This is a genomic window from Hymenobacter sp. PAMC 26628, from assembly GCF_001562275.1.
GTDB lineage: Bacteria > Bacteroidota > Bacteroidia > Cytophagales > Hymenobacteraceae > Hymenobacter.
This window is the reverse complement of the sequence record NZ_CP014304.1, coordinates 3,993,085-4,007,495: the sequence shown is the minus strand read 5'-3', so window position 1 is coordinate 4,007,495 and position 14,411 is coordinate 3,993,085. Positions and strand designations below refer to the sequence as shown.

General features: G+C 61.9%; 12 protein-coding genes. 2 read left to right on the top strand and 10 right to left on the bottom strand.

All coding sequences use genetic code 11. The features are described 5' to 3' along the window. Window positions 1–39: 39 nt before the first annotated feature. Window positions 40–1,071, bottom strand: a complete 1,032-nt coding sequence (gene recA, locus AXW84_RS17370; RefSeq protein WP_236943355.1) for a recombinase RecA — start codon at window positions 1,069–1,071, stop codon at window positions 40–42. Window positions 1,072–1,340: 269 nt separating this feature from the next. On the opposite strand from recA, the gene AXW84_RS17365 reads away from it, so the two are divergent. Then, window positions 1,341–2,564 carry a hypothetical protein gene (locus tag AXW84_RS17365; protein ID WP_068236128.1) on the top strand — a complete coding sequence of 408 codons (1,224 nt, stop codon included), beginning with the start codon at window positions 1,341–1,343 and terminating at the stop codon, window positions 2,562–2,564. A 157-nt stretch (window positions 2,565–2,721) separates the two neighbouring features. Here the strand turns inward: AXW84_RS17365 and AXW84_RS17360 are convergent, their stop codons facing one another. After that, the gene (locus AXW84_RS17360; protein WP_068236125.1) at window positions 2,722–3,288 is read right to left on the bottom strand and encodes a GNAT family N-acetyltransferase; all 567 of its coding nucleotides are present in this window, start codon (window positions 3,286–3,288) and stop codon (window positions 2,722–2,724) included. Window positions 3,289–3,476: 188 nt separating this feature from the next. Here AXW84_RS17360 and AXW84_RS17355 point away from each other — a divergent pair, with 188 nt between their 5' ends. Then, window positions 3,477–4,544 carry an NAD(P)-dependent alcohol dehydrogenase gene (locus tag AXW84_RS17355; protein ID WP_068236122.1) on the top strand — a complete coding sequence of 356 codons (1,068 nt, stop codon included), beginning with the start codon at window positions 3,477–3,479 and terminating at the stop codon, window positions 4,542–4,544. Window positions 4,545–4,625: 81 nt separating this feature from the next. Here the strand turns inward: AXW84_RS17355 and AXW84_RS17350 are convergent, their stop codons facing one another. From AXW84_RS17350 to guaB, 8 genes are all read right to left on the bottom strand, one after another. Continuing rightward, window positions 4,626–5,045: a hypothetical protein gene (locus tag AXW84_RS17350; RefSeq protein ID WP_068236120.1), complete on the bottom strand. Its 420-nt coding sequence runs from the start codon at window positions 5,043–5,045 to the stop codon at window positions 4,626–4,628. 113 nt (window positions 5,046–5,158) lie between these two features. Then, on the bottom strand, window positions 5,159–6,115 hold the full coding sequence (locus AXW84_RS17345; RefSeq protein WP_068236118.1) for an AAA family ATPase: 957 nt from the start codon (window positions 6,113–6,115) through the stop codon (window positions 5,159–5,161). A 142-nt stretch (window positions 6,116–6,257) separates the two neighbouring features. Further along, window positions 6,258–7,646, bottom strand: a complete 1,389-nt coding sequence (locus tag AXW84_RS17340; RefSeq protein WP_068236117.1) for a peptidylprolyl isomerase — start codon at window positions 7,644–7,646, stop codon at window positions 6,258–6,260. Between the two features lie 246 nt (window positions 7,647–7,892). Further along, window positions 7,893–10,244, bottom strand: coding sequence for a peptidylprolyl isomerase (locus tag AXW84_RS17335; RefSeq protein ID WP_068236115.1), 2,352 nt, complete (start codon window positions 10,242–10,244; stop codon window positions 7,893–7,895). 124 nt (window positions 10,245–10,368) lie between these two features. Further along, window positions 10,369–10,782 carry an ATP-binding protein gene (locus tag AXW84_RS17330; RefSeq protein WP_068236112.1) on the bottom strand — a complete coding sequence of 138 codons (414 nt, stop codon included), beginning with the start codon at window positions 10,780–10,782 and terminating at the stop codon, window positions 10,369–10,371. Between the two features lie 95 nt (window positions 10,783–10,877). Continuing rightward, a complete protein-coding gene (locus AXW84_RS17325; RefSeq protein WP_068236107.1) occupies window positions 10,878–11,207 on the bottom strand; it encodes an STAS domain-containing protein in 330 nt (109 codons plus the stop codon). Between the two features lie 15 nt (window positions 11,208–11,222). Next, window positions 11,223–12,698 (bottom strand): PP2C family protein-serine/threonine phosphatase, encoded by a 1,476-nt coding sequence (locus AXW84_RS17320; protein WP_068236103.1) that lies wholly within the window; start codon window positions 12,696–12,698, stop codon window positions 11,223–11,225. Between the two features lie 130 nt (window positions 12,699–12,828). Continuing rightward, complete coding sequence (gene guaB / locus AXW84_RS17315) at window positions 12,829–14,313, bottom strand: IMP dehydrogenase (RefSeq protein WP_068236097.1); 1,485 nt, start codon at window positions 14,311–14,313, stop codon at window positions 12,829–12,831. Window positions 14,314–14,411 lie beyond the last annotated feature (98 nt).

The following is a 14,411-nucleotide window of genomic DNA, read 5'->3' as shown; positions in this document are numbered from 1 at the left end:
CCAGGGCCCCAGAATTCAGCCGCGCCGCTCGGGCGGGCCTTACAGCGTGTCTTCGCCGTCCTCCACAATGGTCAGGTCCACGGGGATGACGTCCACGTCACCCTTGGCCATGTCGCGGATTTTCTTTTCGATTTCGTCGGCCAGCTCGGGGTTGTCGAGCAGCAGGGTTTTCACGGCCTCGCGGCCCTGGCCAATCTTGGTTTCGCCGTAGTTGAACCACGAGCCCGATTTGCCGATGATGCCCATGTCGACGCCGAGGTCAACAATTTCGCCCACTTTGCTGATGCCCTGGCCGTAGATGATGTCAAACTCGACCACTTTAAAGGGCGGCGCCACTTTGTTTTTCACCACCTTCACCTTGGTGCGGTTGCCAGTCACGTTGTCCTTATCTTCCTTGATCTGGCCAATGCGGCGAATATCGAGGCGCACCGAAGCGTAGAATTTCAGGGCGTTGCCGCCGGTCGTGGTTTCGGGCGAGCCAAACATCACGCCGATTTTCTCGCGGAGCTGGTTAATGAACACGCAGCAGCAACCGGTTTTGTTGATGGTGCCGGTGAGTTTGCGCAGGGCCTGGCTCATGAGGCGGGCGTGCAGGCCCACTTTCGAGTCGCCCATGTCACCTTCCAATTCGCCTTTCGGCACGAGGGCAGCCACGGAGTCAATTACGATGATGTCGATGGCGCCCGAGCTGATGAGCTGGTCGGCAATTTCGAGGGCCTGCTCGCCGTTGTCGGGCTGGGCGATGAGCAGGTTGGTGGTGTCGATGCCGAGCTTCTCGGCGTACGATTTGTCGAAGGCGTGCTCGGCGTCGATGAACGCGGCCATGCCGCCTTTCTTCTGCGCTTCGGCAATCATGTGCATCGTCAGGGTGGTTTTGCCCGACGACTCGGGACCATAAATTTCCACCACGCGGCCGCGGGGCACACCGCCAATGCCCAGGGCAATGTCGAGCGAGAGCGAGCCCGTGCTAATGCTCGGAATGTCGCCCACCTTGTTGTCGGAGAGTTTCATCACCGTGCCTTTGCCGTAGGCCTTGTCCAGCTTGTCGAGGGTCAGCTGGAGGGCCTTCATTTTTTCGGCGGCGACGTTCACTTCGCCCTTCTCGTTCTTTTCGGGTTTGTCCGCCTTTTCGGCTTTATCGGCTTTGAAAGCCTTGGAGGGTGCTAATGCCATGTGGGAGGGAGTTGGAAAAAAGGAATTACGTTTGGGTAAAGTTAAGGGGTTTTGGTGGGTTGCGCCCAGCCAATATGCACAAAACCAAGGCTTGCGATACTGCTGTTTATAGGCGGCTTTTTCTAACACTGGGGCCCCCGGTTTTGTGCCATTGGGGTTGGAAATATATGGGGAATTTTCTAAGAATTTTAGTAGCCGTTGGGGCCCTGCTGGTTACGGCTGGCGAGGCCCAGGCGCAACTGGATAACCGGGCGTTTACCTCGCCGGAGCCGGGCCGCACCAAGTTTGGTAAAAACCCCTCGCAACTTGCGGAAGACGCTGATACGGCGGCGAGTCGAGCCACGCCCCAGGCCGGCGATTTGCGCATCAGCCTCAACGCTTTCACGTTTTTCAAAGACAACGAGTACTTCAACGACATTGTGGAGGGCTACACGCTGTTTGGCACGCAGCTCAACCCGCAGCTCGTGTACTACCCCACCAAGGAGCTGCGCCTGGAGGCCGGCGTTTTCTTGTGGAAGGATTTTGGCAACCCCACGCTGCGGCAGGTGCGGCCCACCTACCGCGCCACCTGGACGCACGGGCCCCACCAGTTCATCTTTGGCAACATCCGGGCGAACCTCAACCATGGCTACATCGAGCCGCTGTTCGATTTTGAGCGGGTGATTTTGAAGCCGCTGGAGGAAGGCTTGCAGTACCGGCTGAATTCCCGGCGCGTGGCGCTGGACGTGTGGGTGGATTGGCTGAAGCAGGAGTACCCGGGTAGCAATTACCAGGAGCAGATTGCCGGGGGCCTCAGCAGCAGCTTCCGCCTCACCCGGCCCGAGAGCCCAGTGGACGTGTCCGTGCCGTTTCAGTTCACGGCCCGGCACCACGGCGGGCAGATTGACACGCTGCACGCGCCCATCCAAACGCTGTTCAACTACGCCACGGGCGTGGTGGCGCGCGTGCCGCTGCACGGCGCAGTGCTGCAAGCGGTACGGCTAAATGCCTACGCCGTGGCCTTCGACGACCACTCGTTCTCGAATTACCGGCTGCCGTACCAAACTGGCAACGGGCTGTACCTCAACGGCACGCTCGAAACCCGCTACCTCGACGTGATGCTGAGCTACTGGCAGGGCCACCAATTTTATGCACCGCTCGGGGGCCCCTACTACCAATCCATTGCCTCGCGCTACGGCACGCCGGGCTATACCGATGCTGAGCGCCGCCTGCTGCTGGTGCGCTTGCTGCGCGACTTCCGTATTTCCGACGCGGCGGCCCTCACGGTGCGCGTGGAGCCGGTGTACGATTTCAACCGGCAGCTGCTGGATTTCTCGTTTGGCTTCTACCTCAATTTTCGGCAGGAATGGCTGCTCGGCAACGTAGGCCGCCGCGCCCGGGTGGGGCAGTAGTGGGTAGGTAATTGAGTGAGTTGGTGAATGAAAATGAATTAGAAACGTTATAAAAAAGGCCGTCATGCTGAGCTTGTCGAAGCATGACGGCCTTTTTTACTGTATTCAGGAATAAGTCTAATGAGTAGTAATGTGCATTCACACATTCGCCGACTCACTAATTTGCCGACTCGCTCGTTGATTTTTCCTGTACGAAACGGTAGATGAGGCCTACCGCGTCGGCGTTGCGGAACCAGGAGCGGCGGGGGACGGGCTTTTCGAGGTGGAAGCCGGCGGCCAGGGCCACTGCCTGGCCCCGGGCGTTGTCGGCAAAGCAGCGGATGAGCAGGCGACGGCTGGCCACCGGCCCGAAACCAAAGCGACACATGGCTGCCAAGGCCTCGCGGGCATACCCGTGGCCCTCGGCTTCCCGGGCCAAGTAGTAGCCAATTTCGGCCTGCGCGTCGCTCAGGGGCATCAGGCAAATGTCGCCGATGTAGGCCCCGGTGGCGCGCAGCCAGATGCCCAGCACGTAGAAGCGCCCGCTGTGCCAATCGGCGGCGAAGGCAGCCAGGGCCCCAGGGGCCGCGGCGGCGGTGGGCACGGTGCGCAGGCGGTCGGGAAACGAGGTGTGCAGGCGGGTGTGGTTGTGCTGGAGCAGGGCGAAAAACGCGTCGGCGTCGGCCGCCTCATAAGGGCGCAGGAGCAGGCGGTCGGTGAGCAGGGGGGTACGCGGAAGCGGCATGGCCTCAAGTACGACAAAAAACGTCCGGCAGTGGTGCGCCGGGGCCCCAACCAGCCACAGGGCTCCAGAATAAATGGGCGGCAATAAGCCCCACCGTGGCAACCCGGCGCGGGGCGGGGGAGTACAAACTAGCCCCGCTGCCTCGGCCGTGGGCCCCGCCGTCCTTTTCCAAAACCAACCTCCTCCCCATGTCCGCTGCCATCGGTTACGCTGCCAAAAGCGCCAAAGCTAAACTAGTCCCCTTCCACTTCGAGCGCCGCGAACCCGGGGCCCACGACGTGGCCATCCACATCGAATACTGCGGCGTGTGCCACTCCGACGTGCACCAAGTGCGCAACGACTGGAAAAATTCGCTGTACCCTTGCGTGCCGGGCCACGAAATTGTGGGCCGCGTCACGGCCGTGGGCGAGCACGTCACCAGGTACAAGGTGGGCGACCTGGTGGGTGTGGGCTGCATGGTCGACTCGTGCCAGCACTGCGCTTCCTGCGCCGAGGGCGAGGAGCAATACTGCGAAAACGGCATGCTGGCCACTTACAACGGTCCCTTCAAGCCCGACGGTACCAACACCTACGGTGGTTACTCGGACCACCTGGTGGTGACCGAAAAATTCGTGCTGAGCGTGCCCACCAGCCTGGGCCACCGGTTGCAAGGCGTGGCCCCGCTGCTGTGCGCCGGCGTCACCACTTACTCGCCTCTGAAACACTGGAAAGTGGGCCCCGGCCAGAAAGTAGCCGTAGTGGGCCTCGGCGGCCTCGGCCACGTGGCCGTGAAACTAGCCGTGGCCCTGGGCGCGGAGGTAACGGTCATCACCTCTTCGCTGGGTAAGGAAGACCGCGCCCGGGAAATAGGGGCCCACGACGTGATTTACTCAAAAAACCCCGCGGCTATGCTTAAGCACGCGGAAAAGTTTGACTTCATCCTCAGCACCATCCCCGTCAAGCACGACGTGAACCCCTACGTGGAGCTGCTGAAGCGCGATGGCCACATCGTGCTGGTGGGCGTGCTGGAGCAACTGGCGTCGGGCACCAACAACATGCTGGTGGCCAGCAAGCGTCGCAGCGTAGCCGGCTCGTTCATCGGCAGCATCGCCGAAACCCAGGAAGTGCTCGACTTCTGTGGCAAGCACGGTATTACGGCCGACGTGGAGCTGATTGACATCAAGAACATCAACCAAGCCTTCGGCGACGTGGAAAAAGGCAAGGTGCCCTACCGCTTCGTCATCGACATGGCCACGCTGGCCGCGGTGAAAAAGTAAGGTATTAGACTAAAAAGCAATAAGGCTGGCCCGGTGGATTATCCGCTGGGCCAGCCTTATTGCTTTTTAGGGCCCCTGAACCTATTGCCCAGCGTATTGCCGGGGGCTGCCCAGCATGTGCTGGGTGCGCATCACGTTCACCTGGCGGGCGGCTTCGTTGAAGAATTCGAGGCGGCGGATGAGCATTTCCTTGGTCAGCACGCGGCCTTCGGGGGTGGCCATAAGGGCCCGCTTATCGGCCAGGATGTGCCGGACGGCGGCCAGCGCGGGGCCCTCGTGCTGCATAAACTGCTGCTCGAACTCGCCCAGCCGGGCCACGCCCTCGGTGGTGAGGCGGAACTGCTCACCGGCGCCCTGGTTCAGCACCTCGCACAGCACGTACACCTCGATGGGCAGGCTGGTTTCGAGGGCCGTGGCGCGCAAGTCGAGCCCGGCGGCCAGGGCGTCGAGGATAATGCGCACGTTGCGCTCAAATTGCTGGTAGTTGGCTTGGGCTTCCATGTTCTAGCGGGGAAAAAGAACGTCATGCAGAACGCAGTGAAGCATCTCTACTGCGTAAGTAATCAATATTTACTACCGCGGAAGAGATGCTTCACTGCGTTCTGCATGGCGAACTACAATAATTCTTTGATAATCTGCTCCACCGTCACGCCCTCGGCTTCGGCCTTGAAGTTGCGCACCAAGCGGTGGCGCAGAATGGGCAGGGCCACGGCGCGCACGTCCTCAATATCGGGTGAGTACTTGCCGCTGATCAGGGCGTTGCACTTGGCGGCCACCACTAGGTACTGCGAGGCGCGGGGCCCCGCGCCCCACTCCAGCAGCTGCTGGGCCCGGGGGGCGGCGCGCTCGCCCTGGGGGCGGGTTTTGTGCACCAGGCTCACCGCGTATTCTACCACGTTGTCGGCCACGGGCACGCGGCGCACTAGGGCCTGGTAGGCCTGTATTTCGGCGGCCGTCAGCACTTTGCTTACCGTGTGCTGGCGGTCGGCGGTGGTGTTCTTGACGATGTTCAGCTCCTCGGCGTAGCTGGGGTAGCCCAACTGCACGTTGAACATGAAACGGTCGAGCTGGGCCTCGGGCAGCGGGTAGGTACCTTCCTGCTCGATGGGATTCTGGGTAGCCAGTACGAAAAACGGGCGCGCCAGCGGGTAGCGCTGCCCGGCCACAGTCACGGCGTATTCCTGCATGCTTTCGAGCAGGGCAGCCTGGGTTTTGGGCGGCGTGCGGTTGATTTCGTCGGCCAGCACAAGGTTGGCGAAGATGGGGCCCTTCACAAACTGAAACTCGCGCTGTTGGGTCAGCGTCTCCGAGCCCACGATGTCGCTCGGCATCAGGTCGGGCGTGAATTGGATGCGGTTGAACGACAGATCCAGCGCGTCGGCAATGGTCTGGATTAGCAGCGTTTTGGCCAGGCCGGGCACGCCCACCAGCAGGCAGTGGCCTTGCGCAAACACGGCCGTGAGTACCAGCCGCACCACCTCGTCCTGCCCCACGATGACCTTGCCGATTTCGCGGCGCAGGGCCTGGTAGTGGGCCGCGAGGGCGTCGGCGGCTTCTTTGTCGTTCTGCATCTAAGTTGTTAGTTGTTGGTTGTCAGTTGTTAGGTAATACGTCCTAACATTGCCCTCATTCATTTGCTGGTTTTTCAGTACGAGGTAAACTTGCTAGAGAACCTGGCAACTGACAACCAAAAACTGACAACTAAAAAAAACGTTATAATTCTACGTCGAGCACTTTGCACTGCGCGTACTCGGGCACCACTTCGAGGTAAACGGTGCCGCGGTTTTTCACGAACCACAGGTCCAGGGCCTTGCTTTTCTTCTCGTTGAGCGCGGCAGCGGCAATCTTTTGGTAGTCGTCGTCGAGGTTGGCCTGGTGCGGTGCCGTGTTCGATTTCAGATACAGGATGCGCATGGCGTCCTTGCCGTCGTCGGTGCGGTAGGGCAGGGGCGGGGTGATGTGGCCCACCTTCATGGTGTCGATGGTGAAGAAGATGGCCGGGTCGAGCTTGTCGAGAGGCAGGCGCGAGCCGCCGTCCTGGCGGTTGGCCAATAAGCCGCCGTTCGAGCTAGAGGCCTTGTCGCTGGAGTTGTCCTTGGCTGCTTTGGCGAAGCTGATGCTGTCCGACAGAATCTGGGTGCGTAGGCGGGCTAGCTTCTTGGCCGAGGCGCTGGCGTCGGAGGCACCCGTCGCGGGCTTCAGCAAGATGTGGCGCGTGGAGTAGCTGTCGCCCTTGCGCTCAATGAATTGGATGAGGTGAAAACCGAACTGCGACTGCACCACCGGCGACATTTGCCCCGGTTCCAGCTTGCGCGAAGCGGCCTCGTACTCGGGCACCAATTCGCCGCGCTTAAAGAAGCCCAGCAGGCCCCCCTGCGCCGCCGAGCCCGGGTCTTCCGAATACTTTTTGGCCAGTTCCTCGAAGCTGGCGCCGGCCAGCACCTGGGCCCGCAAGTCGTTCAGTTTGGCCACGGCGGCCTGCTTGGCGGCGTCGTTCACCTGGGCGGGCACTACAATCTGGCCCACTTCCACTTCGGTCGAGTAATAGGGCAGGCTGTCTTTGGGGATGCGGGTGAAGTACTGGTTCACCTCGCGGGGCGTCACGGCGAGCTTGCCGGTGATGGTTTCCTGCATTTTCTGCTGCACTAGCTGCTCCTTCACCTGGGGCCGCAGGTCGTCTTTCAGCGACTTCACCGACTTATTGTACAGCTCCTCCAGCTTTTTTTCCGAGCCCACCTGCTGCACGAAGTAGGCCATGCGGCGGCTCAGCTCGCCATCTACGGCGGCGTCGGTCACGGTTACGGAGTCCACGTCGGCGCGGGCCAGCATCAGTTTGTTCAGCACCAAGCTCTGCAAAATTTTGCAGCGCAGGTCGGGCGGCAGGGCTTTGCCTTCGGCGCGGGCCGTTTCCTGGGCGTAAATGTTTTCGACGTCGGAGCGCAGCACAATCTGGTTGTCTACTTTCACGATGATGCCGTCGATCAGGTCCTGGCCTTTGGGCCGGCTCACGCCCAGCTGGGCCTGCGCCGCTGGGGCCCCGCCCAGCACCAACGCCAGGGCGCACAGCGCCGCGGCCACCAGCCGATTCAATGGATTGTGCATAATCACTTAACTATTTCAGGATAACGGTTGGAACCGGGCCGTAAAGTTACCGCCGCCCGCGTTGCCACGCCCGCGCAACGCTCAAAGCGGCCCGTAAATTTCACCACAAAACGGCCCGCGGCAACAAAAGGAGCCCCGGGGCCCCAGGTTGGTTGCAACCCGCCGAGCAGCCAAAAGCCCCGGCCAGCGGGCCGGGGCTTTTAGAAAACAATTATTTTTTACTTAAAAGAGTTGATTGCCAACTAGTTATTTAGTAATGAGCTTGTCTACCTCGGCCTGGTTCACTTGCACCGGGTACTGCTGGCGGAGCTGGGCAATCCATTCTTTTTCCAGGAAATTCTGGTAGTCGCTGGTGGCCTGGCCCCGGGCGTCGGACAGCGCCTTGGGGCCCGCGGGCAGCTGCCTGGCCACGATGACGGCGTAGTAGCGGCCGTCGAGTTGGGTGGTGTAGGTACCAGGCGCGCTGGTCAGAAACTGGTCGGCCGCCTTGCTGTCGCCCTTCTGGAACGCCTTCTGCTGGATTTGCACCGCCAGCGGGTTCTTGGTGTTGAAATGCTGCTCGATGGCAACGGGGTTGGAAGTAGCGCCGCTCAAGTAAAGCGCGTCGGCCGATGCTGATTTTGGCCGCTTGCCGCCGCTCATCAGCATAAGGCGGTCGGCGCTGATGCTTTTGCCCGCTAAGTACGCCTGGATGCGTGCAGTGCGCTGCTGCGCCAAGGCCCCGGTCGTTTTGGGGCTATTGGTAAATATCTTCAACGAAGTATCGGCCGCCATTTGTTTGGCCAGGGTTTCCAGGGCCGTGGTGCTGGCCGGCCGCAGGGTAGCCGTGCGGGGCAGGAAACCCACGCTGGCCGGTACGCCCTGGGTGGTGGGCATCCGAACTTCCGTAGCAGCCGAGGCAGTGGCCGTTTTCATGAAGTACTGCATGGCCTCCTTGCGCAGGGCTGGCGTGGCGGCGCTAACCACGGTGGCTTGGGCCCGGGGGCCCCACTGGTACTTTTCCTGGTTGGCGGCGAAGAACTTTTTTAGGCCCACCGAGTCTTCGATGGCCTTGCTCCATACCTTCTCGTCCATCAGCTGGAATAGTAGGATGCCGTCGCGGTACTCCTTGGCCAGCATCCGGTAGTCCTCGTACTTAGTGTCGAGCGAGTTTTTCTCGAAATCGGTCAGGCGCTGGTCCACGTACTGGTCGTAGAGCTGCTCCATCACGAGAGCTGGCTGGGCCCCCGGGCGCGGGCGCTGGTTCTGGGCCACGTATTGCAGGAAGTCCCGCACGTAGTAAGGCTGCTGCTTGATGGTGAACAGCACCAAGTTATCGGCGCCGCTGGCTTTCTTACGCTTCGCATCGGCCGGCGTAGCCAGCGCGGTGTACTTGAAGCGGCCGGCTATCAGCGACGTATCGGCCCGGGCCAAAGCCTGGGTCTTGGCGGCCGGAATTTCCAGGAACTGGTCTTCCTGCCGGATGCGCTTGAGGAACGCGGCCCGGTTCAACTCGGAGCGCGAATCTTTGGCCACCTTATTTTTCAGCGTCGTTTCCATCGTGGCAAACGCCGGCACCGGCTGCCGCTCCAGCAGCTTGATGATGTGCCAGCCGTAGGGCGTCTGCACGGGCGGGGCAATGTCGCCGGGCTTTTGCAGCCGGAAGGCGGTGGCCTCGAACGACGGAATCATGCGGCCGGTGCCGAAGGGTGGCAACTCGCCGCCATTGGCGGCCGAGCCCGCGTCTTCCGAAAACTGGGCCACCAGCTTGTCCCAGCCCTCGCCCTTGCGCAGGCGGGCGTACAGCTCATCGATTTTTTTCTTGGCCGTGAGCGAGTCGGCGGCCGGGGCGTGGGTGTTCACGCGCACCATCAGGTGAGCCACCTTGATTTCGCCCTGCGCCGCCCGCCGGTCGTTCACCTTGATGAGGTGGTAGCCGAAGCGCGTGCGAATGGGCGGCGACACCTGCCCCACGGGCGTTTTGTAGGCGGCCGTTTCAAACGGGTACACCATCTGCATAGCGGTGAAGTAGCCCAGGCTGCCGCCGTTTTCTTTGGCCGAAGGGTCCTCGCTCTGCTGCCGGGCCAGGGCCCCAAAGTCGGCACCGCCTACCACTTGCTGGCGCAGGGCCATGGCTTTCTGGTACGCGGCCAGGGTATCGGCGGGGGCCGCGTCGGGCGCCACCCGGATGAGGATGTGGGCGGCGCTCACTTCCTGGCCCAGGCGGTCGTAGGCCTCGCGCACCAACTGGTCGGTCACGCTTTTTTCCGTGAGGTAGGGCTGGGCCAGCTGCTGGCGGTAGCCCTCCAGCTCGCGCTTGAAGGCCTGCGTGGTGTCGAGGCCGCGGCGCTCGGCTTCCAGCACCTTCAGGCGGAAGTTGGTGTACAAATCCAAGTATTCGGCCACGCTGGCGCGGGTGCTGTAGTCGGCGGCCGTGCCGTTGTTTTTGCGGTACACGTAGGCAAACTCGCTGGTTGGCACCGCTACGGGCCCCAGGGTTTCAACGGCTGGCCCGGTGGCCGTAGGTTGCGAAGGCCCGGTGGCCTGAGGCTTGGTGGCCTGGCAGCCCGCCAAAAACAGCACGGCGGCCGCGCCGACGTGCAAAAAACGTATGTGCATGGAAGAGAAAAAAGAAGCTCGCCTGGCCCGGTTGCTAGCCCAACGCCGGCTGGGCCTAACCCGAACAATGGCGAAATTAACTAATTTCCAACCGATGAAGGGCCCGCGCCGGGGCCCGGGGCCCTCACACCAGCTCCTTGCTGAGGTGGCAAACGGTGTGGTGGTCGCGGGTGAAAAACTCTACCCGGTCCATCAGCCGGTTCACCAGGGCCATGCCCATGCCGCCCTTGCGGCCCTGCCGAATGTATTCGGGCAGATCGGGGGCCGTGTGGGGGTGCGGCAGAAAAATGGTGTCGCCGTTGTCAGCAATTTCTACGCTCAGCACGCGCCCGTCCACCACCAGTTCCAGGTCGATGAACTGCTGCTCGTCTTCGCTGTTGGCGTGAATAATGAAGTTGGCCACCACCTCGTCTACGGCCAGCACCACTTGGTTTATCAACAGTTCGGGTACCGAGCGGCGGCTGAGAAAACCCCGTACGAAGTCGCGCACCTGTTGCAGGTTGCGGCGCGAGCATTCAATGCGGAGCACGTCCTTCATCAGAAATTTTCTAATTGCTATTGGTAGCGTGTCATTAACGTTGCCCGGAACAGCTTTGGTTTGGGGCGCCACTGGGGCCCCAAACCAAAGCTCCACTACGCGGCCACGGCCTCAGCTTGGGTAGGCACAATAGTCATCAGCGAGTCGAGGCCAAGGATTTCGAAAACGTTGAACACTTTCTCTTGCATGTTAAAGAACACCAGCTTTACATTATTGTCTTGCAGGCGCTGCAAATGGGAAATGAAGACACCTAGGCCAGCCGACGAAATGTAGCTGAGCTTGGCGCAGTCGATGAGGACTTTGCGGTAATCGAGCAAGTCGGGCTTGTTGAATTCAGTGTCGAGCAGCACGGCCGAGCTGGCGTCCAGTTCGCCATCGAGGAGGAGCAGCAGGGAATCGGCGGAGGGTTGGGCGGTTACTTTCATGATGAGGCCGATACGTTAGGCCACCGGTTCAGGTTGGACAGCTTTGAATTTAACCACTAGGAGCGTTTGATCGTCGTGGATGGGCTGGCCGGTAGTAAAGCCGTTCAAGTCGTTCAAGATAAACCACTTGATGGCATCGGCATCCTGGTAGTAGCACTCTTCGAGGCGCTGCTTGAGGCGGTCCTCGCCGTATTCTTCCTGGCCGGTGCCACGGGCTTCCACAATGCCATCGGTGTAAATCACCATCACGTCGCCGGGCCCGTAGTCGTAAAACTGGTTATTGATGTGCTTCTCGTAGCTGTCGTTGCGGATAATGCCCAGCCCCAAGCCCGTAGACTGGAAGTAGAATACTTCCTCGCGCAGAGCGTGGTAGTACAGCGTGTGGCAATGGCCAGCGCGGGCAAACATAAAGCCCCCCTGTTCGTAATCAATGATGTAGAGCGACGAGGTAATGAACGACGAGCGTTCGAGGCAGTGAGCCAGGGCGGCGTTGGCCTGCGTCATGAAGCGGCTGGGCACCGGAAACCGGTCGCGCTCGTTCTTGGCCAGCGGGTTGCCCTGCATAAGGGCGTGGAAAATGCCCTTCATCTGGGCCATGTGGAAGGCGGCCGTAATGCCCTTGCCGCTTACGTCGCCGATGAGTACGGCCAGCCGCCGGCCCGGCAATAGCAGAAAATCGTAAAAATCGCCGCCTACTTCCTTCGCCGCCAGCGAATGGGTGCTGATTTCAAACCAGTCGTCGGTCGGCAACTTCTTTGGAATCAAGCTATCCTGCACCTCGGAGGCAATCTTTAGCTCTTCCTGGGTGCGCTGGTTGTGCAGGGCGATGGTGGCCAGCGCTAGGTTTTCGATGCTGAGCACCGCTTGGCTGGCGAAAGTTTGAAGCACACTAAGGTCCTCGCTGTCAAACTTCTTAGGCTCCGCTTTTAGCAAATACAGCGTACCGTATTCGAGGAGCCGCCCGTGCAGGGGCAGCCGTACCAGGGAGCGAAAGTCGGGGGCCGTGCCCGCAAAGCCAGGGTGCAGCCGCAAGTCGTTGATGACGGGTTCTTCGCTACCGGGGCCCAGTACGCGGAGTCCTGCCCGCAGGGCATCGGCCTGGGCCGGGGCGAGGTGGTAGTACTGCGCAATTGCTTCGGAACGGTTGTTGTCGTAGTCGGGACTCAGGTCGAGCCAGGCGGCGTCGGCTTGAACAGTTTGCACCGCTGATTCGAGCAGGATGTGGTACACCTCGGTCGGCGTTTGGCCGTGCTGCACGATTTGCACCAAGCGCTGCAAGCTCTGGATTTCGACGCGGCGCGGCAAAGCGGCCGCCGGCCGAAAAAACAACCTCGCCAACACAAGCAGTATGCCCAAGTCGCTGGCCAGCAACAGCAGGCCAGCGGGCCCCGGCAACATAGCGGCCCCAGGCACCCCCAGCAGGCTGGCTGCGGCTATGCCGCCGCTGGCCAGCGCAAATAAGAAACCTATGAAGAACAGCGGGTGGCGCACAGACGAAGTAAAGGGTAGCGACGCAAACTTAAGGACCGGGCACTATAAGCCAGGCAGCGCAGCCGAGGCGCAAGATACCATGCCGGGGGCGCACCGCCGAAACGCCCGCACCCGTCCGCCTGCCGGGGCCCTAGCGGCTGCTGTAGTTGGGCGCCTCGCGGGTAATTTGCACGTCGTGGGGGTGGCTCTCGCGCAGGCCGGCCCCGGTGATGCGCACAAACTGGGCCGCTTGCAGGGTGGGCAGGTCGGGGGCCCCCACGTAGCCCATGCCGGCGCGCAGGCCGCCGGCGAGCTGGTAGATAATCTCGCTCACAGCACCTTTAAAGGGCACGCGGCCCACGATACCTTCGGGCACGAGCTTCTTCACGTCGTCCTCGGCACTCTGGAAGTAGCGGTCCTTGCTGCCGTCCTCCATGGCTTCCACCGAGCCCATGCCGCGGTAGTTTTTGTATTTGCGGCCTTCGTATATGATAAGCTGCCCGGGCGATTCTTCGGTGCCGGCCAGCAGCGAGCCCACCATTACGGCGGCGGCGCCCCCGGCCAGGGCCTTCACGATGTCGCCCGAAAACTTGATGCCGCCGTCGGCTACCAGCGGAATGCCGGTGCCTTCCAGGCCGCGGGCCGCTTCGAGCACCGCCGAGAGCTGGGGCACGCCGATGCCGGCGATGATGCGGGTGGTGCAGATGGAGCCGGGGCCCACGCCCACTTTCACGCAGTCGGCGCCGGCGTCGGCCAGGGCGCGGGCCCCGGCGGCGGTGGCCACGTTGCCGGCCATCACGTCGAGGTCGGGGTAAGCGGTTTTGATTTGGCGCACGGCGTCGATTACACCTTTCGAGTGGCCGTGGGCCGTGTCGAGGCTCACCAAGTCCACGCCGGCTTCTACCAAGGCGGCCACGCGCTGGAGCAGGTCGGGCGTCACGCCCACGGCGGCGCCCACGCGCAGGCGGCCCTGGCCGTCTTTGCTGGCCTGGGGCGAACGACGGCGCTTGCGGATGTCCTTATAAGTCATCAGGCCGGCGAGGCGGCCGTCTTTGTCCACGAGGGGCAGCTTGTCCACTTTGCTGTCTTGGAGCAGCTCCTCAGCTGCGGCCTGGTCGATGCCGGCGGGGGCCGTCACGAGGCGGCTCAGCGGCACCATCACGGTGGTCACGGGCAAGGTCAGGTCGCGCTCGAAGCGCAGGTCGCGGCTGGTGAGGATGCCCTGGAGGCGGCGCTGGCCGTCAATCACCGGGATGCCGCCGATGCTGTGGTGGCGCATCAGGTGGCGGGCGTCGGCGAGGGTGGCGGTGGGCAGCAGTGTGAACGGGTCCTGGATCAGGGCCGACTCGCTGCGCTTGACGCGCCGCACCTGCTCGGCCTGCTTGCCGATGCTCATGTTTTTGTGGATGATGCCAAGGCCGCCTTCCTGAGCCAGGGCGATGGCCATGTCGGCCTCCGTCACGGTATCCATCGCCGCCGAAATCAGCGGAATCTGGAGGCGGATGCGGGCGGTGAGCTGGGTGCCGGGGTCGCAGTCGCGGGGCAGTACCTCGGAGTACGCTGGCAGCAGCAGTACGTCGTCGTAGGTGAGGGCCTCGAAGGCAATCTTGTTAGCGAGGGCGGCGGGATCAGCCATATGCAAAAGGATTTTGAGGGAAAACCTATTGCAGGGCAAAGTTACACCGGGAAGTTGGAACGCGCTGGAAAAAGAAATGCCCCGCCGCTGGGGCGGGG

Bases quoted from the DNA above. Each gene is read 5' to 3' on its own strand.
- AXW84_RS17365 (WP_068236128.1), top strand. From the start codon at position 1,341: ATGGGGAATTTTCTAAGAATTTTAGTAGCCGTTGGGGCCCTGCTGGTT.
- AXW84_RS17355 (WP_068236122.1), top strand. From the start codon at position 3,477: ATGTCCGCTGCCATCGGTTACGCTGCCAAAAGCGCCAAAGCTAAACTA.
- recA (WP_236943355.1), bottom strand. From the start codon at position 1,071: ATGAAGGCCCTCCAGCTGACCCTCGACAAGCTGGACAAGGCCTACGGC.
- guaB (WP_068236097.1), bottom strand. From the start codon at position 14,313: ATGGCTGATCCCGCCGCCCTCGCTAACAAGATTGCCTTCGAGGCCCTC.
- AXW84_RS17330 (WP_068236112.1), bottom strand. From the start codon at position 10,782: ATGAAGGACGTGCTCCGCATTGAATGCTCGCGCCGCAACCTGCAACAG.
- AXW84_RS17335 (WP_068236115.1), bottom strand. From the start codon at position 10,244: ATGCACATACGTTTTTTGCACGTCGGCGCGGCCGCCGTGCTGTTTTTG.
- AXW84_RS17350 (WP_068236120.1), bottom strand. From the start codon at position 5,045: ATGGAAGCCCAAGCCAACTACCAGCAATTTGAGCGCAACGTGCGCATT.
- AXW84_RS17325 (WP_068236107.1), bottom strand. From the start codon at position 11,207: ATGAAAGTAACCGCCCAACCCTCCGCCGATTCCCTGCTGCTCCTCCTC.
- AXW84_RS17360 (WP_068236125.1), bottom strand. From the start codon at position 3,288: ATGCCGCTTCCGCGTACCCCCCTGCTCACCGACCGCCTGCTCCTGCGC.
- AXW84_RS17345 (WP_068236118.1), bottom strand. From the start codon at position 6,115: ATGCAGAACGACAAAGAAGCCGCCGACGCCCTCGCGGCCCACTACCAG.
- AXW84_RS17340 (WP_068236117.1), bottom strand. From the start codon at position 7,646: ATGCACAATCCATTGAATCGGCTGGTGGCCGCGGCGCTGTGCGCCCTG.